The sequence below is a fragment of the Bradyrhizobium sp. WSM1743 genome (assembly GCF_000473065.1).
Classification (GTDB): Bacteria; Pseudomonadota; Alphaproteobacteria; order Rhizobiales; family Xanthobacteraceae; genus Bradyrhizobium.
In genome coordinates this window covers 91,688-114,286 of record NZ_KI421494.1, presented here as the reverse complement: position 1 = coordinate 114,286, position 22,599 = coordinate 91,688, and the positions used below count along the sequence as shown (strand labels likewise).

The 22,599-nt window shown below is 58.2% G+C and carries 12 protein-coding genes and 3 pseudogenes; 3 read left to right on the top strand and 12 right to left on the bottom strand.

Features of this window, described 5'->3' with window-relative positions; all coding sequences use genetic code 11:
* Nucleotides 1-22: 22 nt before the first annotated feature.
* The 3 genes and pseudogenes from YU9_RS44275 to YU9_RS48725 all read left to right on the top strand — a co-directional run bounded on the left by YU9_RS44275 (nt 23) and on the right by YU9_RS48725 (nt 2,984).
* Nucleotides 23-1,539, top strand: a pseudogene (locus YU9_RS44275) (ISNCY family transposase).
* 170 nt (nt 1,540-1,709) lie between these two features.
* Nucleotides 1,710-2,364 (top strand): annotated as a pseudogene (locus YU9_RS47095) (transposase); the annotation flags it as partial.
* 200 nt (nt 2,365-2,564) lie between these two features.
* On the top strand, nt 2,565-2,984 hold the full coding sequence (locus YU9_RS48725) for a hypothetical protein (protein WP_156952417.1): 420 nt from the start codon (nt 2,565-2,567) through the stop codon (nt 2,982-2,984).
* Between the two features lie 277 nt (nt 2,985-3,261).
* Here the strand turns inward: YU9_RS48725 and YU9_RS44270 are convergent.
* The 12 genes and pseudogenes from YU9_RS44270 to YU9_RS0139755 form a co-directional block, all read right to left on the bottom strand.
* A pseudogene (locus YU9_RS44270) lies at nt 3,262-3,364 on the bottom strand (transposase); the annotation flags it as partial.
* Nucleotides 3,365-3,406: 42 nt separating this feature from the next.
* Nucleotides 3,407-5,950: a DUF1513 domain-containing protein gene (locus YU9_RS49520; RefSeq protein WP_245266754.1), complete on the bottom strand. Its 2,544-nt coding sequence runs from the start codon at nt 5,948-5,950 to the stop codon at nt 3,407-3,409.
* A gap of 1,865 nt (nt 5,951-7,815) precedes the next feature.
* Nucleotides 7,816-8,919: an ISAs1 family transposase gene (locus tag YU9_RS0139805; RefSeq protein WP_027577648.1), complete on the bottom strand. Its 1,104-nt coding sequence runs from the start codon at nt 8,917-8,919 to the stop codon at nt 7,816-7,818.
* Nucleotides 8,920-10,087: 1,168 nt separating this feature from the next.
* A complete protein-coding gene (locus YU9_RS0139795; RefSeq protein ID WP_036019526.1) occupies nt 10,088-10,768 on the bottom strand; it encodes a 2OG-Fe(II) oxygenase in 681 nt (226 codons plus the stop codon).
* Nucleotides 10,769-10,774: 6 nt separating this feature from the next.
* Nucleotides 10,775-11,920 carry a GFA family protein gene (locus YU9_RS0139790; protein ID WP_245266752.1) on the bottom strand — a complete coding sequence of 382 codons (1,146 nt, stop codon included), beginning with the start codon at nt 11,918-11,920 and terminating at the stop codon, nt 10,775-10,777.
* A 1,107-nt stretch (nt 11,921-13,027) separates the two neighbouring features.
* Nucleotides 13,028-13,870 carry an electron transfer flavoprotein subunit beta/FixA family protein gene (locus tag YU9_RS0139785; protein ID WP_027577645.1) on the bottom strand — a complete coding sequence of 281 codons (843 nt, stop codon included), beginning with the start codon at nt 13,868-13,870 and terminating at the stop codon, nt 13,028-13,030.
* 673 nt (nt 13,871-14,543) lie between these two features.
* The gene (gene nifA, locus YU9_RS0139780) at nt 14,544-16,367 is read right to left on the bottom strand and encodes a nif-specific transcriptional activator NifA (RefSeq protein ID WP_027577644.1); all 1,824 of its coding nucleotides are present in this window, start codon (nt 16,365-16,367) and stop codon (nt 14,544-14,546) included.
* 183 nt (nt 16,368-16,550) lie between these two features.
* Nucleotides 16,551-17,387: an SDR family NAD(P)-dependent oxidoreductase gene (locus YU9_RS0139775; RefSeq protein ID WP_027577643.1), complete on the bottom strand. Its 837-nt coding sequence runs from the start codon at nt 17,385-17,387 to the stop codon at nt 16,551-16,553.
* A gap of 618 nt (nt 17,388-18,005) precedes the next feature.
* Complete coding sequence (locus YU9_RS0139770) at nt 18,006-18,212, bottom strand: hypothetical protein (protein ID WP_027577642.1); 207 nt, start codon at nt 18,210-18,212, stop codon at nt 18,006-18,008.
* On the bottom strand, nt 18,209-19,321 hold the full coding sequence (locus tag YU9_RS0139765; RefSeq protein WP_084299240.1) for a nodulation protein NodZ: 1,113 nt from the start codon (nt 19,319-19,321) through the stop codon (nt 18,209-18,211). Before YU9_RS0139765 ends, YU9_RS0139770 begins: the two co-directional genes overlap by 4 nt.
* Before the next feature lie 154 nt (nt 19,322-19,475).
* Nucleotides 19,476-21,515 (bottom strand): carbamoyltransferase, encoded by a 2,040-nt coding sequence (locus YU9_RS0139760; RefSeq protein WP_036019591.1) that lies wholly within the window; start codon nt 21,513-21,515, stop codon nt 19,476-19,478.
* A gap of 295 nt (nt 21,516-21,810) precedes the next feature.
* A complete protein-coding gene (locus YU9_RS0139755) occupies nt 21,811-22,599 on the bottom strand; it encodes an ABC transporter permease (protein WP_027577639.1) in 789 nt (262 codons plus the stop codon).

The window sequence follows — 22,599 nt, the reverse complement described above, 5'->3', positions numbered from 1 at the left end:
TCGGGAACGAGCGGGGGCGAAGATGGGGTGGCTAAGCATGGCAACGCGGAAGGAACTAACGGCGGCGGCGGAGGCGCGCTATCGGCGTTCGGATCGCGCGAAGAAGGCGCGGATATTGGACGAGTTCGTCGACATCACCGGATTCCATCGCAAGCATGCGATGCGATTACTTCGAGGTCGGGAAGACGCACCCTCAGGCCGGCGGGCGCGACGTCGGGTCTATAACGAGGCGGAACACAACGCGCTCGTGCTCCTTTGGGAGGCGTCAGACCGGATTTGCGGGAAGCGGCTGAAGGCGGTTAATGCCTGCGCTGATTGAGGCGATGGAACGGCACGGCCACCTCGACCTTGCCCCCGAGATCCGCGCCAAACCTTTTGGCGATGAGCGCTGCGACGATCGACCGCGCATTGGTGCGGGTCCGAGAAGGATTGGGTCGCAAGCTCCGGCGGTACACGACGCATTCGTTGCGCCGCAGTGTTCCAATACGGACGTCGGCAGATTGGAACGATCCGGCGCCGGGATTCGTCGAGGCTGACCTCGTCGCGCATAGCGGTCCATCTGCGCGCGGCAGCTTCATCCAGACCCTCGTGCTCACCGACATTGCTACCGGCTAGACGGACTGCGCCCCTCTGATCGTACGCGAACAGACGCTGTTGAGCACGGTGTTGACGGAATTGCGCAAACAATTGCCTTTTGCGCTGCTCGGCCTCGATACGGACAACGATACCGTGTTCATAAACGAGACGCTGAAAGCCTACTGCGAGGCGGCCGACATAGTCTTCACACGCTGCCGGCCCTACCGCAAGAATGACCAGGCATTCGTCGAGCAGAAGAACGGCGCCGTCGTGCGCAGGATGGTCGGCTATCGTCGGTTCGAGGGCCTGGAAGCGGCCAAGGTGCTGGCTGAACTCTATCGATCGGCGCGGCTGTTCGTGAACTTCTTCCAACCCTCGTTCAAATTGATAGCCAAGCAGCGCGACGGGGCTCGTGTGCGCAAGACATACAGCGCGCCGGCAACTCCACACCAGCGCTTGGCCGCCGACGCCCGCACGCCTGACGCGGTTCGCGCCCATCTCCAAGAAATCTATGCCGCTCTCGACCCGGTCGCGTTGTTGCGAGATATCCGCGCTGCACAGGAGCGCCTCGCGGCGCTCGCGGATACCCAGCCAATCGCCCATCCCGCTGCGGCATCGCAATCGATCGATCTCTTCCTGGCAAGCCTACGAACCGCCTGGAAGGACGGAGCTATGTGACCGACTGATCGGCCAATCGTAAAAGCGAAAACAGGCCGGCGGCGTCCCGACCCGCTCATCCGCGCGACGCCAGATTTGCGAAAATGGTTTGAGGCCGAGCCCTGGCGGACTGGTAGCGAACTGCTTTGCCGGTTGCAGGTGGAATATCCTGGAGCCTATCCGAACAAGCTTCTTCGAACGCTTCAACGTCGGCTTAAATCCTGGCGCAGCGAGCAAGCGAACGCATTACTGTTCGTTCCTACGGAGAAGACGCCGCCGGGGTATGAGGTCACAACAACCCAATGATGTGCCAGGCGCCAGCGGAGGAGGCCGGGCGCTCCGAAACCCCGGCCATCTCCGCACCCGGCCTCCTCCTCAACCCAAGTCGGGAGCAAAATAAATGAGGCATCCGATCGCACTCGGGAGCATCCATATGTGAGGCAATACGGAGTCTCACCCTGATCGCCGCCGCGCAATTCGGTGGGCGAGATCCACCGGCGGCCCTGTTCTACGCCTCACGTGATCGGCGGGGCGAGCATCCCGGGCGGCAACTTTAGAACTTCGCCGGCATCCTGCAGGCCGATGCCTGTAGCGGGTTCAACGCTCTTGGAAGCGGTTCGTCGGATTGACCAATTGTTCGACATCGACGCGACATCTATGGGCTGAACGCTGAGGAGCGGCTGCAGATCCGCCGGAAGAGAAGCGCACCACTGCTGACCGACGTTTGAGGCTAGGCTCCAGGCGGACTCTGCCCGGCTCTCGCGTTCGTCCAACGTGCTCAAGCCAATCATTATCTGCTCAACTGCTGGGAGGGCTTTGCCCCCTTTGTCCATGAGGGAAGGATCTGTCTGACGACAATGCAGGCGAACGAGCGCTGCGCGGTTTGCACTAGGAAGAAAGGCATGGTTGTTCGCCGGTTCTGATCGTGGAGCCGAGCGGGCTGCCGTGGTGGCCACGCTCATCATGACAGCGCGTCTCAACGACATCGATCCGAACGCCTGGCTTGCCGACGTTCTTGCGCGCTTTGCCAACATCCCACAGAGCCGCCTATGCGAGTTGTTGCCCTGGAACTGGACGCCTCCTGCGTCGACACTCTCTCCACCCGGGCTGCGTAGCTATGCACGTCAATAAAGTTCATGCCATCTTCACCATCGATCGCGTCGCAAAGGCATAGGTGAAGACGACGTCCTGGCATTCACCGACTTCGGCATCGAAAACCTGATCGAGCTTATCAGGATGCACAAGGAAGACCCCGAACTCCTCAAGCGGTGGAATCCGTAATCCCTTATCCGTGGCTTAGCTCGGATGGATACAAACGAGCGGGAGAGTTGGTGAATCCGCCAAAAGCCGTGGTAAACCGAAGAGAGAGCAACCGCACGATGACCACTGAGCCGAGACCGCCCGTTCTTCCACGGGACGATCAGCAAGCGAGGATAACGCACGCATTCGCAGGCTCATTGGGAGATGGCTTACTTAAGTTGGAATTGTCGCGCCTTTCTAGCGAACTGTATGATTTTAGAAGTAAGTCAGCCACCGGCGTCAGCCAGATGGCCCCTCGCCAGAACAGGTGCATCCCAAAGCATCACGAAGACAGCTATCGGCGCATTCAAGCTGTCGGCGGCGAGGCGCTTCCACTGAATGGAGCCAATTTAGCGCACGTCTTGAGCGATGATGACTGCCTTGTCTTCTACAAAGGACGCGCCAATCAGATCATGGCCTCCAAGATGGGCGTTTCGGTGCTGTCAGGTTAACGAAACCGCTGACCTGCCCTACTCCCCGAACTACCTGAACCTTAAGCTTGCAGAGTGATCCGCTCAAAACGCGCGGCCGTGAGAGCGGGCCGCGAGTTAGCTCACCGCACCCGTATAGGTTTGCGAGGAGTGAGCACCCGTTTGTTCCGGCGGCATTCGCACACAATCAACACCCACAACAGCACGACCGCTAGGGAGGTCCGTCAGGCCAATCGAGTGGGACGGCAGAGAAATTCAACGAGAAGGGGCGGCAAGGTAACAAACGATGCTGGCGTGCGCTCACGCCGTGCTTGCGGCATAGATCGGCGACCGACACCCCGGCCTCGTGCTCCTTCAAGATCCCGATAATCTGCTTTTCGCGTAAAGCGGCTACGCTTCATGCTCTGGTCCTCGTCGTGGGCCAGAACGAACTTCAAACTGGATTAAGCCCCGGGGGGTAAGGTCAGCGACTGGCGGGCTAGACGATCCACTTCCAACTGTGGGAGTCCATCATCAAGAAGTCGTCGAAGCTCCCCTGGAGAGAACTGCTCTTGATTGAAAGTAGACTCTTCTGGATCGATGGAGAACGACTGGGCACGGTGATCGTCCCGTCGGCCGTCAAGCTCGTCATGCAGATCGTTTTCCAGTCGCTGAAGCTCCTCTAAAGGGACGGAAACTGGCGGCTGGATCGGATTATCCGGATGATCGAGTACTTGCCGAAGCTCCTCCTGAGAAATCTGCTCTGGATCGAACGCGACCTGCCCTTCGACGAAAGCCGACGGCGCGGGTTGATCATTCCACCGTTCCCGAACGTACCCTAGTTGCGCTGAGTCATCATCTATCAGTCGCCGAAGCTCCCCTGGAGAGAACTCCTCTAGATTGAAACTAAACTCTTCTGGATCGATGGAGAACGACTGGGCACGGTGATCGTCCCCTCGGACGTCAAGCTCCTCATGCACATCGTTTTCCAGTCGCTGAAGCTCCTCTGAAGGGGCGGAAACTGGCGGCTGGATCGGATTATCCAGATGATCGAGTAGTCGCCGAAGCTCCTCCTGAGAAATCTGCTCTGGATCGAACGCGACCTGCCCTTCGACGAAAGCCGAGGGCGCGGGTTGATCATTCCGCCGTTCCTGAAGTTCCGCTAGTTGCGCGGAGTTCTGGGCAGGGTGAGCGTCCCGTCGGCCGTCAAGCTCGTCATGCAAATCGTTTTCCAGTCGCTGAAGCTCCTCTGTAGGGACGGAAACTGGCGACGGGATGGGATTATCCAGATGATCGAGTACTCGCCGAAGCTCCTCCTGAGAAATCTGCTCTGGATCGAACGCGACCTGCCCTTGGACGAAAGCCGACGGGGCGGGTTGATCATTCCGCCGTTCCTGAAGCTCCGCTAGTTGCGCGGAGTCATCATCAATCAGTCGCCGAAGCTCCCCTGGAGAGAACTGGTCTAGATTGAAAGTAAACTCTTCTGGATCGACGGAGAACGACTGGGCAGGGTGATCGTCCGTTCGGACGTCAAGCTCGTCATGTACATCTTTTTCCAGTCGCTGAAGCTCCTCTGAAGAGACGGAAACTGGCGAGGGGATGGGTTGATTATCCAGCACTTGCCGAAGCTCCTCCTGCGAAATCTGCTCCGGATCGAACGCGACCTGCCCTTGGACGAAAGCCGACGGGGCGGGTTGATCATCCCGCAGTCCCCGAATCTCTTCGGGCCGACTGGCTTGCTGCAACGCGCTGTGCTGCGCAATGGCGTGGTCGAGGCGCCTCGGCTCCATCAGTACCGCGCTTTCGGGATGAATGGGAGCCGCGTCCGAGGGGTGAGGATCGCGCTTGGTGAATGGGCGTACGATCGTGCCTGTCGACCGGAAGGTCCGGAGATGGTTTATTGCCCTAAGGAGTCGGTCGGGATTACGCTTTCCCATGAACCCGGACACATCACCGCTCAACGAACCACTGTCGAGCTGAACAACAAGGCTTGGTTTGTTTTTCGCGAAGAGCCAACGGCCAAAGCTACGAAGAGGACTTGCATATTGGCAGGCGGCGTCTCTTGGCAACCCGGCCTTGATGAAGGCCTCCTGGAGCCCCGAGATATCGCGAGCATCCTCGAAATAAAGAGGCCGCATGTCCCCCCCTGTCACAACCCCCCTCGATTGAGCCGGCCGCAGCGCCGAGGACGCACTAAGCTGCGCAGCGGCGATGTCGAGGCGCCTAGTCCCGGCCTCGATGAGGGCCTTCTCAAGCCACGGGACAACGGGAGCATCCTCGGAAGGAGGCCGCATGTCGTGCCCTCTCACAATCCCCGTCGACTGACCCGGCTGCGGCGCCGAGCGCGCGCTGGGCTGCGCAACGGCGTTGTCGAGGCGCCTCTGTTCCATCAGTGCCGCGCTTTCGGAATGGATGGGGGCCACGTTCGGGGTGGCAGGATTGAGCTTGGCGCGACCGCTCCTTGGGCGTACGACGACTTTGACTTCGCCCGTCGACCGAAAGGTGCGGAGATGGTCTAATGCTGCAATGAGTCTCGCGGGATTGCCTTTACCGACGAACTCGCGTACGTCACCGCCATCGCTCAGCGAGTTACTGTCCATCCGAGCAACAATGCTCGGTCTGCGTTTTTCGAAGAGCCAACGGCTATAGCTAAGAAGAGCGCTTACATGCTGCTTCACCCCGCTGGGGGGCATCCCGCCCTTGATGAGGGCCTCCTCAAGCCCCAAGATAGCGGAAGCATCCTCGGAATAAACAGGCCGCATGTCCCGCTGATGCCCCCGTATCACAATCCCCATTGACTGAGCCGGCTGCAGCGCCGAGGCGGCCGGCATTGCTCCACCACCTCCTCCTGAATCGGCGACGTCGCTCAGCTGCCGCTCAATCGCAATCCCTTGCGGATTCTCCAGGGTCCTCGGCCTCTTCGCTGCTCTCAACTGATCTGTCTCATGCTCATTGTTGATGAGGACCTCCTTGCTTGGCAGGAGGTTGCTCCTGGCAAGCGTACCCATCAGCTCGTCCGGGGACTGCTGGCTGTCGCTAGACACATTGGGACGGGGACTACGGCGTGGCCCTCCGTCGGGCCGCGCATTATCGGCCTGACGCGCCTCGTGCAATTGCTGCTCAAAGGCCTCTTGCCCGGGTCGGTCCCCTTGATGTTCTTGCGGCACAGCGTGTTGCACCTGGGGCCACGCTGTTAAATTCGATGGGTCAAAATTTTGCGGGTCCACGCTAGCCTCACGTCCAAAAACACCTGAGCAGGTCTTCTACTCGGGCAAGCTTTCGAGAACCTGACGTGGCCACGGTCCTGTAGCCGGGAGGCATTCGCGCCGGCCAATCTCGGAAAAGGCGGCCGGAACCATCTAACAAACGCTTTCTCTATCGGCCTCATTCACCAAGATACTCAGCCACTCCAGCCTCCAAGCGCCCACAGGCAAGCGACCGTGATTGCGGTGAAAACGAGTACAGCGCCGATTGCTAGCGCAATCTCCATCGTCGGCTTCCTTCTATTGCGCGGACCACCCACCAGACGGTGTATGTGAAGGAATTCCTCCGCCAATCGACTATCTGGACACGATTGTCCGTCACTCTCACGGAGAAGTGGGTTGAGGTGCAATAATCAAGGCCGCTGTAGAGTCGTGGGTACCTGGGCGTCAGTAGCCAATGCGACTCCGTACCGAAGTGATATATACTCGGTAGCGCACCGGCGATGTGACATTCACTTTCGAAGTCGTAACCGTTTGTTATGCTCCCGGTTACACCGACTCTGATTCTGTTGTACCTACGGCCTTCATGTTCGTACACGCTGAGGACTTCGCGACCGAGCGCATGAGCGAACGCGATAGCCGCTGAAGCTGCTCGAATACGTTGCTCCATGTTGCCTCGCGAGCAATAACGGGGCGGACCCGAAATGGCCCTGGATCATGTCAGGCCCGCCCCAGCATCACAGCCCCTGCAAGACCAGTGATGCTCACTGCACCCAAGCAAGCAACGTGCCTTTTTTGTCAAAAGGCTGCTGTACCTCGCCTGGCTGTGTGTACTTCTCGAGTTTGTCCTATTTTGTTCTGTCCCACTGTCCATCAGGAGGCAAAATGTTTGCAACCCGACATTCGCGTGTGAACGTTGAACTCAAGCGCAGGTAAGCTCGCAATCGCACGGAAAGGCGATCGCACCGCTCCGGAAGTAGCGCTGACGCTTGAAGTCTACGACCCTGCCGATCCCAAGCAGCGATGGGAATTACTCGAGAGTCCAGGTTTTATTTCCGAGTATCGCCGACAATAAGCTGTGCATCGTCAGTTGCTCAGCAGCGGAATTTTGTACCCCTAATGGAGCTTAGGGTTGCAGAGTGACTGCCTCAAGAGGCGCGACGATTCGCGGCGCGCACAAACCGAATTCCGCTGATTACTCGCAAAGTTCGTATGGTAACGATCATGCTGCAGGCGCAAATCCGAGTCGTAACGCAAAGCACGAAAATGAGTTCATGGGACGGACTTAGCCCTGGCCAGTTCTTGGCGCGAGTAGCGTTTTCGCTCGCTGTAACGTCCGCCGTCGTCGCCGTGACTTTCTTCGTAATCCGCTACATGGCGGGCTTTCATCGATGAATCACAGCAGGCGCAGTGATCAAACATCGCGCTCTGCGGGACAAACCGATAATACGCGCAACAAAACCACGAAAGAAGGCGATGGAACGCCGAATTTAGGCGCCCATGCGGGATTTGTTGTATTAAACGGTTTTCATTGAGCATTGAGCGCTACGGTTCAACGCTGAACGAGGGGCCTCACGAAGGAAATCTCGGCGCCCTGGAAGGAACACAACGGGACTCTTTGGCTACTTGCTGCGCAAGAGCAGAACATGCCCTACCGTCTCCCTGCAGGGCTATCGCATTTGGCCAAGCATGCTGAGAAGGAAGGCATCGTCCCAGCCGGAGCGCTTGATTTTTCGTCGGATCGAGGCGCGGTCCGGGTGAGTTCGCAGGATGTTGAGGGCAAGCCTGCGCAAGATGGCGAGGTTCTCGGGAGCATTGTCCTTCCGGGCGCGATTGCCATCCTCGGCGAAATGAACGTCGAGCACCCAATGGAGCTGGTTCTCGATGCCCCAATGACTGCGGGTGACTTGCAGCAGTCGCTTGGGGGAGAGGTATTTGGACAAGAGATAGTAGCGCACGACCGGCGTATCGGCCGACTTGCCGCGCAGGCGCCTGCGCGAAGTGAGGCGCCCCACCGCAACAACGCCAGGAAACTTGTGGTTCGTAGCCAGACTGGTATTGCGCATGACAGTGGCACGCCGCGCTTCGTGCCGATCGTGACTGGAGAGGTCGATCTGTGCGGCACTGCTGCGTTTGCCCGACCGCGCAAACTGCTGCATAACAGCCTTGAACAAGGGGCCACGGTTGGCTTTGACCACAAGCGCGTAATCGCCGCCTCGTTGCAGCACCGCACTGGCAAAGGCGCGGCTGCAATGCAGCGCATCGGCGGTGACGATACAGCCCTCCAGGCTGAGAAGCTCCAGCACTTCCAAGGCGCCTGCCGTCTCGTTGCGACCCGGCGCTTTTTGTTGAGCCAAAGCCATGCGGGCTTCCACCGCGAAGACATTGACCAGATGCAGCGGCGTGGCCTTCTCGCCGCGCTCGTAGGCGCCGCGCAACGCCTTGCCATCCACGGCCACCACTCCTGTGAGCTTGACCCCGTTGGCCTTGGCGAAGGCCGCCATGAAGCGACGGAATGCCTTCTCGAAGACCTCCGGCTCGAGCAGGCGGAACACACGGCTGAAGGTATCGTGGCTCGGCACGCCATGCTCCAGGCGAAGGAACAGTCGAAACAGCTCCTCCTTCGCCTCTCCGAAGTCCGCCATGTCCGAACACGACTCCGCCCCGCACAGCGTTGCCGCCAGCGCGATGACCAACACCTCCAGAAGATCGTGCCTGGCATTGGCTGCCCGCGGGTCTTGCAGCCGACAAAACGCCTTCTTGAATTTGCGCATCCGACCCCCTCCATGATTCGGGAGTCGGCTTCAAAATCCGGCTTGCTTTCCAATGCAATAGGCAAAGAAAAGCCAAATGCGATTCCCCTGCGTCTCCCTGGGCACGATCGGCGATGAGGCGTTCGATGCGCAGCGGCTCATCGTCCGGCCGCTCGCCCTGCGACAATCGTCTAATCAGCGCTCGCTTCGCGTCTACCACAAAGTACTCCGCAATCAGCCGTTCTGCTGCCGGGCCATGCGGGCCGCTTGCAGGCGGGAGCCGAGACGTGCTGCGAGCTGCTCTGCGACGGTGCTGTTGTGAGACCCGGCAGAGTCATAGTGATATGCAATGGGGGGCGGCGGGCACGCGGCGATCAACCGGCAGCAGCGACCAGTCGGCGCCGCCGTCAGTAACACCACCATCGTTCACAGTCACGAACAGGAAGTTGGCGCTACCGTTGTCATCCTGATCATTGACGATCTGCCGGAAGGTTTGTGCATCGTCGCTCCGGCTCCGGATTAAGCGCAGCAGCTGGGCTTGCGCGGGTTGAACGAATCGGGTCTAGGCCGTGAGATCCGGATCCTTCTGTGCAACTCGTCCACGAGAGCGCGGTCGGCCGGGCGTCTGCCGACGGGGAAGCCGACAAGTTCTCTTGCTGGCCCGGGCTGCCCGACCCATGGAGCCTCCCGCGAGTTGAGGTAAAGTCCATCCGTTCTCACTTTCGAAATGAATACTCAGGTCTCGACCAATGCAGGACGATCGAGCAAAAGACCGCGCGCGATTAGGGCCTTCAGATCAGACTTCTCTTCTGATGGACCCTGCAAAGGCCCAGTTCGCGCACATCCGTCCCAAATCAGCCCGAGCATTCGGCAGTTTTGCTGGGTGTGTAGCTGTCGAGAACGTGACGACAACAGGGCCTTCCTGCGCGCGGCGCGATTACACCATCGCGCACGCGCCGACACGCCTCTCGGTTCGAGGCAGCGACGATGACTTACCACACCTACCCTGAGCAAACCTTTGCTCGGATTACGCGTGGTCGCCTTTACAGGCAGCAAAGCTAGCTGTGGCTTCCGACCTGCATTGTCGCAGCCTTTGCGAGGGACAGTCTGACTACAAGATGGGCAAGCTACCAATCTGTCCTGAGAGCTCACCCGTTACCCAAGTCATTCGAAAACCAGTTCAGCCCCCTCAATCAGAGGCCCCTGTAGAGCTTTCGATGATCCGGCGGTTCGCGCCGCTGCGCTTTGAACAGAAGTAGACCAGCGATCGGCGCTCCCCGGTCAGCACAGGCTTCACTTCATGCCGGAGCTTACATGTGGTGACAAGTACCGCACCAAATGGCGGTCGGAACACCTGTTGTTCGTACCCGCTTGGATATACCACGAACTCACCCCCCTCGAAGTCTCTCGCGAGCTGCACAATCACCGAGTACTCGAAATCCGGGTCGCTCGCAGCATCCAGATGGATGCCAACAAAGGAACCCGGAGGCATCCGATGCATTTGGCACCGGCGAATCACGCAATCTGACGTGGCGCCCAAGATCTTTTTTAGCGCGAAGCTGCGGTCTTTCCTTTCAAGTAGCTCCATGAGCTGGCCTGGAGCTGCACCACTCGCGTCGCTAGGAGCGCGGCCGGGCGGGTCTATCCTCACGCGTTTGACGAAAACATTGTGCGAGTCGCCGGCATCTCCCTCCCTCACTTCTTCTTCGGGAATCTCAGCCTGCAGCTGATCGATCTTGGCCAAGTCCTCTTGGGTGAACAATATCTGGGGACCAATCACGACCGTCCCCTTCACCAACAGCTCTATGCGGTATTTTGTCAAAGCTTCTTCTGAAAGCAGACGGGATTTGTGATTCATTGCGCGCGTCATTCGAGTTCACTCCAGAGTTTTATCTTCGACGCAGGACTCTAGGTCCTGGTGCATCGAGCGGAATGCTTGGTCCCAATGCTCGCCATCGAACTCGCTTATTGATATGCGTTCGATGGTCCTGTTATCCAGGCATCGGATATTTACGCTGAAACCGGAGGGGTTCGACCGCGGCCTATAGAATGGCTTTACGCCGCAAACCCGACAAAACGTGTGCCGAGCGATGTTCTTGTTGAACTGGTACGTCGTGAGGAATTCTTCGCCGCACTCAATGCCAAGCTTATTGCCAGGTACGAGCAAGTGCAGAAATCCAGACATTTGACAGATTGAGCAATTGCATCGAACTGCAGAGAGCTCTCGCGGCGCTTGGACGTAGAACTTGACAGAACCACAATGACAACGGCCATGGTGTTCGATCTCCGAATGATCATCTCCCTGAAGTGAGACAATTCGGAGCAGATCGCGGCACCACTGTAAGCTGAGCCGATAGGCTCGATCGAATTCATCCAAAAAGCGATCATTACGGTCAGCCGGGACAAGTTCGCCAATCAGCCGGCTTGTCATTTCTCCGTGATACTTCTCCGCGGGATCTTCTCCGCCGACATGGCTGCGGAAGTACTCAAGGTCGTCAGACCGCACCTCAAAGGTTTTGACCAGAGTTGTCCATAGCGACTGGATCATGTCCGCAGCATGTAGTTCAAAAGCGACCATGTAGGCGCAACGCACTAAGGGATCTTTCGATGACAATCCGGCATAGAGAGAATGCAAGTACCGCTTCGTCGTTGCGCTGTAGTTGGGCCGTATTGCTCTGCCGAGTAGTTGCGACGCATCCTTTCTAAACAGGTTCGAGTGGAAGTTTTTAGTCACCAGAATATCGGGTAGCGCCGCCTTTCCGCCCTGGAGAATCTGGCCATAACCACCCGTCTCATCCCAACAGATGAAATTTGCGACCACGCTGGTCAGTTCAACGTCCCTCGCAAGATCTCGATTGTGATTCATCGCATCGAATATGAGATCCTTTTGCGACCCCGCCTGCAGGTACGGGAACGCCTGTGACATGGCCAGATATTCGGGCAGCAGGCTTGCGACCTGGCCCTGGGACATCTGCGCAGCAAACGGGTGCGGGCCGAACAGGGCTCGCGCTTGCTCAGTCAAATACTCGCAGCATATCTGCGGATGCTGATCGGATGTAAATCGAGACCTTTGAGATGTCATTTGACCCCTGGCGATAAGGAGAGAACGGTCCTTGACGGAGCAACTTCGTCTCCGGGCCAACTATGGGCTATTGCGATTTCGTTGGTTTCCATGGGCTTGTGATCGCGTTTACCACTCGGGCGACATTCTTGGTGGCCACCTTCGCGGCAGCAGACATCGGCATGCTCAGTCCTGCTCACGCGCTTCAACGCGTTCATCAACTGAGCAACGGCGATCCAGACGGATGCCGGTCCGCGACGCGAATTCCCGGCACGGCCAGCATTCGCTTGCAGAGCCATGGTGAGATTTGCGCCGCGCCAGGCCCTCTCGGTTTCTGCTCCTGCCAGTTGGTCGAACCGCTATGAGCTTCATACAACATTACAAGGACTATCCGCCTCTACCTGGCTCTTGGGGCCTTCGGCCGCAAGCCGCGCGAAATGCCGGCTGCTGGCCGGCACGAGCTTCTCAAAGAGACCGCCGCTAGGTTTCGCGTTCGCGAGCACCACCCCGCCGTTCTCTTGCATGCTTACAGCAATCACCGTGCCAACTCGTGCACTCACCCCACAGATTCTGACTACATTGACAAAACGCTAGCGACCGATTTCTCATTGCAAGTGTATTGAACCTGACAGCGCTTGCACGGCAGTCAAAAACCAGACGGCGAAGCGCCACTCACAATGGTATAGGGCTGTTGAATCGCGAAAATTAGTCCAAAGGTGCCACATAGGTGGGCTTCGCGCCCTCGACAGCGCTACAGTGCTTTGGGCGTTCGGACGCTAGTATGGTGATCCAACACGATCATGCAGTCGGATCTGGTCGTATGCGCAGGCCTTTGTCGATCTGCCTGACAATCGCGGCCAACTCCGGACATTGATCGAGGCCATAACGTGGTCTACGGAACATGCGGTCCCAGGTGATCGCAAGCAATCGAGAACGCCATGCACCCGGAATGCGCTGGTTGCGGGCTGAGATGCCTAGCTACATCTAGCGCGCTCACTTGACGCGGGTGCCTCTTGGCGTTGGTACATCCTTGGACCGTTTCGAACTGTCGTTGCCGGACTCTCCAGGTCAAGCGTCGCGGACGAGGGCTGCAAGATCAGCTTCGAGCTTCGGGTGACGCTTGAAAATCGCATCTATCAGCGCTTGCGCCGGTTGTTCGGTGGCCTCAACCAGCGCCGCCTTCTCAGCCCGCGCAGAGGGAGCGAACACTCGCTTGACGACGGTCGGCGATCCCTTGAGGCCGCATTTGGAGACGTCTTCGATACCGGCATCGTGCGCACTCCATTTCACGATTTGGGCACGCGCGGCACGCAAGGCATCTGCCATCGCGCCACGCCGAATCTGATTCGTCGCCTCCAGCATGGTGATGAGACAAGGCAGTCTCGTGTGCAGCACCTGGATACCACCTTCGGAGCGTCGTTCCACTTCAATCGTATGGTTGGCGAGATCTAAGGATCTGACCTTCGCAACGTAAGTTAGCTGCAGTACGCCCAGCCGCTTTGCGATGCCGGGCCCAACCTGCGCCGTATCGCCGTCGATGGTCTGCTTTCCCGTGAAGATGAGGTTTGTCGGGCCATATTCCTTATCAATTTTTCGGATGGCTGTTGCAAGTGCATACGTTGTTGCCAGGGTGTCGGAGCCCGCAAAGCAGCGATCGGTGAGTAGGACGGCGCGATCGGCGCCATAAGTCAGCGCCTTTCGCAAAGAGTCTTCCGCCGATGGCGGTCCCATTGTAAGCACGGTAATTTCGCCGCCGAACCGATCGCGCAGCTCCAGCGCGGCCTCGAGCGCGAAGAGGTCATATGGGTTGATGATGGTCGGGACCCCCTGACGCATGATTGTATTGGTCACGGGGTGCACGCGGATCTGCGCCGAGTCCGGAACCTGTTTGATGCAGACGACATTGTGCACGGTGTTGCTCCAACAGTTGCGACAGCTGCGAAGAGCAGAGCAAGTGTTGTACCATCACCCGCCCTTTTGGAGTCGGCTTGCCTTTACACAGGCTTAGACCGGGTGATCCGCCCCTCTAGCCCGCTCTTCCCGACGAACAATGCCAACATAAGTCAGGGTTGCGACAGCGCTGTTCCGCAGGGCACGCCAGCTGAGTGAGGCCAGCTTGCGACAGATTAACCGCCGCTAATCACCAGCGGGCGGCGGACCGATTGACGTTCATTGGTCATTGCCGCTCACTAAAGCGCGATGAGATTAAGATGAAATCGCCATCGCGCTTTAGATCCTTTGTTTGAGCATGATCTTTCGGAAATCCGCTTCACACTTTTGCGGATCATGCCCTAGTCCGAGCTTGATCGGCGGATAGGTATATAGCTTGTTCAGGTGAGCAATCGACGGTTCGCGATCGTATGGCCCGCAGGTGACGCTCGGTATGTCATTGCGCAAGTCCATGTCTCACCGAACCAGGTGAGCTCGCCTTTCGACAGCAGTTCCGCAAGTGGGCGGGGTGGTTTCGCTCGGGGCCAAATTGCCGCCGAGGGCGGACCATTCCTTCGGATTGCGATGAGATCGCCTATCGAAGATCGTCCTCATATAGCTATTTGGCAGTAGCAGTTCCGGCCGATGTCGTCGTTCAGAACCGCTTTATCTCGATTCCATATTTCCTCAGCGCATAGCCGATCTGGCGCGGCGTTAGTCCGAGCAGGCGCGCTGCTTTTGCCTGCACCCAGCCAGATTTTTCCATGGCCGCAATGACCCGTTCGCGATCGGCCATCTTCGCGCCGCTAACGAGAACTGTGCCGGGAGGCCCCAGTGAGGCCAGTTCGCCGCCGACAGACTGGACCGGCTGGGTCGCTTCAGCTAGCGGAATGATGGCCTTTGCCTGCACCGGCGGCATAGGTGCGGGCTGCTCTTTACTCTCGTCCGACGTGCTTTTCCACAGCATCGCGGAAAGGCACTGCCCGTGGAAGCATGCAAAGTCGCTTCTCACGATCGATGATCCGCCGCACAGCGTCGCTGTCCGCTCGATGCAGTTTTCGAGTTCGCGGACATTTCCCGGAAAGCCGCAGTTCATCAGTACATCGATTGCACTCGCCTCCAACGTCAGAGTACGGCCGTTCTCGTTATTGAAATTTCTGAGGAACTCCCTGGCAAGCTGAGGAATATCACTGCGTCTTTCGCGTAGCGGTGGCAACAGTAGGGGAACTACGCTGATGCGATAGTAAAGGTCCGCCCGGAATTCGGTCCTTGCGACAGCCTCTTCAAGGTTCTTGTTGGTCGCAGCTATCACTCGAACATCGACCTTAATAGTCTGGTTGCTGCCGACCCGCTCGAACTCCTGCTCTTGCAAAACGCGCAGCAACTTCGCCTGGAACGGAGCTGAGATTTCGCCGATCTCGTCAAGAAAAAGCGTTCCTTTGTCAGCAAGTTCGAAGCGTCCCTTGCGCGAGCTGAACGCTCCGGTGAAGGCGCCTTTCTCATGACCAAATAATTCGGATTCCAAGACGGTCTCAGGAAGCGCCGCGCAATTCAGCTTAACGAACGGGCGCTTGGCGCGGGGCGATGATTCGTGAATGGCCTTGGCTACGAGTTCCTTTCCGGTGCCGGATTCGCCACGCAGCAGAACTGTGCTGTTCGATCTGGCTACAACCGCAATCTTCTCGAGCAGCCCTCGCACCGCCGGACTGTCGCCAATGATCCCATGGACGTGTAGCTTCTTGCGCTCCCGAGATGGTTGCCTGAGCTCTAGTACTTCCTTTTGTAGCCGGTCTTTCTCCGCCATCAGTCGTTCGCGATCGCAGGTGAACAAGCGGTGTAACTTCACTGTTTGTCCCACCAGGTTGGCGATCATGGCGAGCAGTCGCGCATCGTACTCAAGCCGAAGACTCGACCTATCGTCCTGGATGCGGTCGACCGTCAGCGTACCCACGACCTTGCGATCAATGCGAATGGGAACCCCGATGAACGACACTGGGATACTATTGGAGGCGCCGAGCACTTCCCGGTCGGCAGCGCTGAATACCGGCTCGGCGGCCACGTTCTCGGCAACAAGAGGCCTGTCCGTCGCAATGATCTGGTCAATTGCGTTCCGCGGCAGTCGCATCCGGTAACTTTCGTCGCTGCCTTCGTTCCAGCCGGCGCCTACTGTGATATCCGGCATGCCGTCCTCGTCGAAGAGTGAGACGATGCCGTGTCGCATCTGCACAAACGATTGCAAAAGACCAACAACGTTGGCCAACGTGACTTCGAGCCGACAAGGAGCGGTAAGAATTTTCGATATTTCGAAGATGCCGGTGAGCGCGCTCTCACGCAACGGCTCCCCCGGGAGCTTACCCTCCGGCTCAGGTTGCGAGGCGGGTCTTTCGTGTGAGAAAGGGATATCCAGCATGAGGCGGCCTCCGTTGTCTTGATCGTCCTCCCTGGTACCTTGTCCTGGTTGGCGAGCTTCGTTTTGCATGTCACTCTCGATCTAACGCCAAGTCTTGACGAGATGACATAGAATCGTAAGACCTTTTCATGGCACGACGATAAACTTACAGTGTGCCTTCACTCATTTTTGCGGATTGCGTGCGCATCGTCAGCGGAGAACATAAGTGCCGCTGCTGCCGCTCAAGTCAGCTGTGTCGCCAAGGCGGCCGATTCACAGATGTTGCCCACCATTGACCGGCACCTCGGCCCCCGTGACATAGCTCGCCGCATCCGAGCACAGGAAGAAAATGACCTTGGCCACTTCATCCGGGGTTCCCACTCTGCGCAGCGGGATACTTGGCACGAGACGCGCTTCTGTGTCGGGCGATAACATGTCCGTCCTGATTTCGCCGGGCGCGATCGCATTCACACGAATGCCATGCGGCGCATAATCGTGCGCCATTTCACGGGTGAGGCTCGCAAGCGCAGCTTTCGAGGTCGCATAGGCACTGCCGGCAAACGGGTGCACCCGCGAGCCCGCGATCGAAGTCACGTTCACGATCGATCCTGACGCGGCTCTTAGCTCGTCAAACAAACCCTGCGCCAGCAGGATCGGGGCCACCAAATTGAGATGGAACACCCTCATCCAGGTCTCGGTTGACGTCGTCAACGATGTCATCCGATCGCCAGCGGGCGTTTTCGGCGAGACACCGGCATTGTTCACTAGCGCGTGCAAAGGTGCACCGGCCAAGCGCTTCTTGACCTCAGCGATCGCGCGCGGCAGCATTCGATGATTGCTGAGGTCGATCTGGACATGATCCTCGTCCCCTTCGTGCCAGGGACATCGCTCCCCGTCGAACGCTTGACGCGCGCAAGAAATGATGCGCCAGCCCGCCTCAGAGAACAGCTTAGCAGTGGCATGACCAATTCCGCGCGATGCTCCGGTGAGCAACATCGCCTTCTGTTCTCCGCCACGAATGCGGGCTTTATCGGCGTGAAGGAGGCAACCCAAATGTGTTTCGGGCAGCGAGCCTGTGATCAGATCGTCATTTGGCAGATCGAGACCCACGCCCGCCTCCTCTCCTGTTGCGCGCCGCACGCGTAGCAGGATTTGGGCCATCGCGATGCAGCTAAATCCCCTTCCGTTTTGCGTCTTAATGTCGCGAGCACGGAATGCTTGGCGGGTTCAAGACACAGTGCGTTTGCTTTGTGACAGTGATGGTGCATCAGCTACGTAATGCCACGAGCTCACGACGCCTGCGTCAAGACCAGGTTGCAATCCGCATGTTATCTCCTGATTGCACAGCCGGAAGAGCCAGCGGAGGCCAGCGCCCCTCGTCGAAGCAACGATCGATCAGGATAGCGGCCACGGCCAGTAGCCGCGTCAACTCGAAAACTGACGTTACGCGCTTCTACGTTAGATTCGCTGGCAACTGATGCTGACTTCACGTCCAACACTGGCACATCGCCGGCCGGATTGATTCCGGACCACGACCTGGCGTGCTGAACGTTTCCCCAAAATAGTGGATCTCGAGAGCGCCCGTCCGCACCTGCGAGCGCCCGACCGCCACGACGGAACGCACCGGCTGAACGGCGGACCTTTCGATATGTTCATCCGCGATCGACCACCGATTAGCTTCGACTTGCGGGTCCGCCCGAGGCGAAGATGAAGACGTGTTCCACTTGTTTAACGCGACTGCAGAACGTTGACGCCATTGTTGTCGACGTCGAGCTTCTGCGGAAGGCATTCGGCCTCCGCATCGTTCTGTTCTCCGCTGGAAGTTCGCGGCAGCGCATCCCTTTGGACAGACATTTGCCGCCCCGAAAAGAACTGCCAGTACTGCTGGATGCAAAGAGCGGCAATCAGATCGATCAATCGAGCTACGACTTTCATGAAGCTACGAGATCTTTCGATTTTTCTTCAATCAAGATCAATCGGCTCGGATCATTCAAGTCGAATTCTATAACGCGTGGGGCAAAGAGACGCGCATAGCGCGTGAAGGCGCTCGTCGGGGGAAAACGGATCACAGTGTCGCAGCGCGCAAGGAGATACATTTCGATGAGGGCGGAAAAGCCGCCCTCGGCTCCGAGCGCCGCGTTGTGCAATGGGCCAGCCTGAGGCGCCTGGAATCGTTTTGGGATCGTGAAAACATCAGGGAATATAGTCGAAATCTTCTCAAGGACGAGCGCGCTGTCCGTGCACAGGAAAGCCCTCACGGGTTTTGCGTGGGGTAGCCCCCTGGCCTTATCAATGGCATTACAGACCTGTCGCAAGGCGCGCTCCGGGTCAGCCCAGTAGGGAGCATGCCCCATGATATCCTCGCCATTGCCATGCCGGACATGGATGCCGATTACGCTGTACGATTCAAAGTGCTCGCGGTAGATAGCATCAATCCGACCCTGAATTTCAGGTCGTGGCTTGATGCTCCGAAAGATTTCTCGTTCGGCCTCCTGATCGCAGCGCCACATCAGGCAGGCGTCACACACAACCGTGTTAGCGTCACTATCTTTCTGACTTTGGAACAATTGATCGAGTTCGTCGCGTTCCCGAAAAATCTGCTCGTCCGGGCGATAGACGCAATCGATGGATGGCTTGTTCCACCATGCCGGGAAGAATGGTCCCGGAAATGAACACTGGTTGATCTCGTCACCGCAAATCACCCGCACGCCAGCAATGTCTTGAACCGGTTCGAAGAAAACTGGAAAGGCATTGGTGAATGGCTCATCGAGATAACAAGATCCCCGCCAATCAATGGCTAGCGTCCGCCCCGTCTGCTTTGCAAAACGCCAGGCGGCCGCCAGCGACCACAGGCAATCGCCCAACCCCGTACGTCGTCGGGACACAACGAACCGATCATTTTTCGAACCGCCGTGCATCTGCATTGCCCCCTTCCGTGCTCCTGGTTGAACGAAAGACGTCACGGGAGACACGTCACATATGCTCTTGACCGACGTTATAGTCGGCGTGTGTGCTGCTCGCGAGTTGCGTCGGTAGAACTTCATAGCAGTGCTATCCTCGTAGCGAGCTCTCTCAACACTTTTCCTTCTTCCATTCAGGGCTATTGCGCTGATATGCCCGAGTTCAGCCGGATGCCTATTGTGCCCTACTACATCTCAGCCTGACCTCCTGTGCACGGAGGCATAGCCATGACCATACTCACGACCGCGGTTCTGCTTCGCCTTGCGCTTTAAGGCGGCCGCAAGCAGCGCGTGACGGATGCAGCCGAACGCGGCGCTGCTCCCACACGAACCGCAGTTCCTTCACGAGATCTTCGCGCTTGGCCTGGTCCAACATGGTTGTGTCAAGAAGATCACCGAGCGACGCCTCCCCCTCGATCCGCATCAGCAGCTCGAAAAGCTCATGTGATATGCGCACGCCGTCGCCGCCCGAATGTCCCGTGCGGATCTCGCAGACCGTTTCCTGGCGATCTTCCGCCACGTGGGAGCGAACGCGATGAAGGGATGCATACGGCGGCAAGGAAACGCTCAGTGTGCACCAATCCTGCAGCGTTGCCGCCCGCTTGCTGACGAGGAATGGTCCAACGACAAGTCCGTCCAGGTCAGTCGTCAAAAACGTTACGATGGCGTCCGCAACAGAATCTACGATCGGCTCGGCATTGTTGTTAAAGGACGTGTTTAGAAGAACCGGGATGCCGGTTCGATTCTTGAATGCATTAATGACATCCCAATAGGCGGGGTTTGAGTTGCGCGAGACCGTTTGCAGCCGAGCGGTACCATCAACATGCGTGACCGCACCGAGCACGCTATGGTGGGCTTCACGCACACGAACCACGAAGTTCATGAAGGGAAACTCACGCTTGCCGCCTGGGAGCTCAAAGAACTCACTTGCATCCTCCTCCAGCACGGATGGGGCAAAGGGACGATAGCCCTCACGCTTTTTGACCATCGCGTTGATCCGGTTCTTGTTTTCTGCCGGCCGGGGGTCGGCGAGAATGCTGCGATTGCCAAGCGCACGTGGTCCGAACTCAGAACGGCCCTGAACCCAACCGATCACAGCACCATTTGCCATCCAGTCAGCCGCACTAGCTGCGATGTCGTCACTGCGTCGAATATCGAGGTGGCCGGACCATGCATTGAGCTCGTGTTCCACCGCTTGCTCGGTTCCGAGACCGGGCCCCCAATAGACGTCCCGCAGTCGCTCGCGCGGCGCAGGCCGGCCCAGCTCGTTTGACATCATCAATGCAGCGCCGAGTGCGCAACCGGCGTCGTGTGCAGCGGGTTGGACGAAGATGTCCTCGAAAAGCCCCGAATAGAGTAGCTTACCGTTCACCGTACAGTTGTGGGCCACCCCTCCAGCCAGACACAAACGCGTCATACCCGTCGCTTCGCGATGGTGCCGCAGGATGTGAAAGATGATCCGCTCCAGCGCTTCCTGCAGCGTAGCGCTGACATCTCGATGCTGCTGCGTGAATGGCATGCCCTTTCGCCGGATCTCGATATTGCGGATCAAGGCCGGCCCTATTCGGTCCAGGTGGAGGCGATAGCCACCGTTGTCCAACAGTTCGTAGAACTGCGCGAAGAGCTCGCGATAGGGAGCGGGGTCACCATAGGGGGCAAGCCCCATGACTTTGTACTCATCGAATAGCCCATAGCCGAGATATCGGATCGTCTCGAGATAGAACAGCCCGAGAGAGTCGCTTTCTGGGAAGCTTGCGAGCTGCGTAATTTCGGTACCAGACCCCACCGCCAGTAGACCGGAGCAAAAATCGCCTCCGCCGTCGACCGCAAAAATGAGGCTTTGCTCGAACCCGGACATCGCGAACGCACTCGCGGCATGGGCTTCATGGTGATTCACGAATGAAACCCGCGACGCATCGACATCGGTGCCGAACACCTGTGCCAGCAGATGCCGCGCCAACAGCTTGGCGTTCAACTCAACCGGCCGAGACACAAACTGTCGCTCGAGCATGGCGTTGCAGTAGGCTTCGGTCGCATAAAACGCGATCCGGTCGATCTCGCCAAGCTCAACGCCTGCACTAGATAGGCAGTATCGGATCGCGTTGCTCGGGAACTTGTTGGAGTGCTTGACCCGATTGAGCCGCTCCTCTTCGACGGCAGCGATCACGCGACCATCCCGCACAAGGACGGCAGCGCCATCGTGCAGAAATGTATTCGGCAACTCAGGCGAACTTTCAAAGATTCTGTCTAGACCACCACTTATTCCCAGACACAACATCTCGCTCTCCATTTGATCATTACGGAAAGGCTAGCTGCCATTCCCCGTACGTTATCTGTCCTGTCACGCTCCGGCGGCTGCGACGGACAGACAGCACGACCAAGCGTCCAAGTCCGTCTCATTGCTTAGCGCCTATCGAGGTAGTGGAATCTCGGACCAACAGGCCCTACTCCCGGCTTGATCGCGTCCTTTAACAATCAGCGCGGCCGCGACGGTTCGAACCGCCTCATGCCGCGGCAAACGGCATCGAGAGACCGCATTCATCGAGTTTGGTTTGCTCTCCCGGCACTTCATGTCAACGGAGCAGGCGACGCCGAAGTAGCGCCGTCGACACGAAGAAGGGAAATACTGCGTACATGCACAGCGCGGCGACATGCAGAGCAGCGTCGCCGGCGCCGCGCTCAAGCATCACAGGTCGAATGAGGTCGACCGAATGTGCGAGGGGCAACAAGCCGGCGAAGTGCTGAAACGAGCTCGGCAATTGGTTCATCGGAAAGACCGCGCCACACAAAAACATCATGGGCGTTAGCACAAGCGTCTGGTAGAACACGAAGTACTCGTAGCTTGGTGCGAGAGATATGACGACCATCGCCAGGCTGGCGAAGACAAGGCCGGTAAGTGCGACAGCTGGCATCGCATAGAAGATGGACGGCCAGGAGGCATAACCAAGCGTGGCAGCGACAGTGCCGATTGCTGTTCCGGCGAGAACGGACTTGCTGGCCGCCCAGACCAGCTCACCTAACACGATATCGCCAAGCGTGAGCTGCGTGGACAGGATCGCCTCCCAGGTGCGGCTCATGTCCATGCGCGCAAAGGTCGCATAGAGGGTTTCGAAGGTCGCGGAAGTCATCGCGCTGGTCGCGACCACGCCAGCCGCCAGAAACGCGATGTACGAGGTACCCTCGACGCTTCCCACGATTACGCCAAGGCCAAGGCCCAGGCCAAATAGATTGGTTAGAGGATCTGCGAGGCTGCCGAGCACCGACGCAGGAGCGACTTTCCGCCACGCAAGACAATTTCGACGCCACACTGCGATCCAGTTGTACGCGTTAGCCGGCATCACCGCGGCATAGCTTTCACCCAT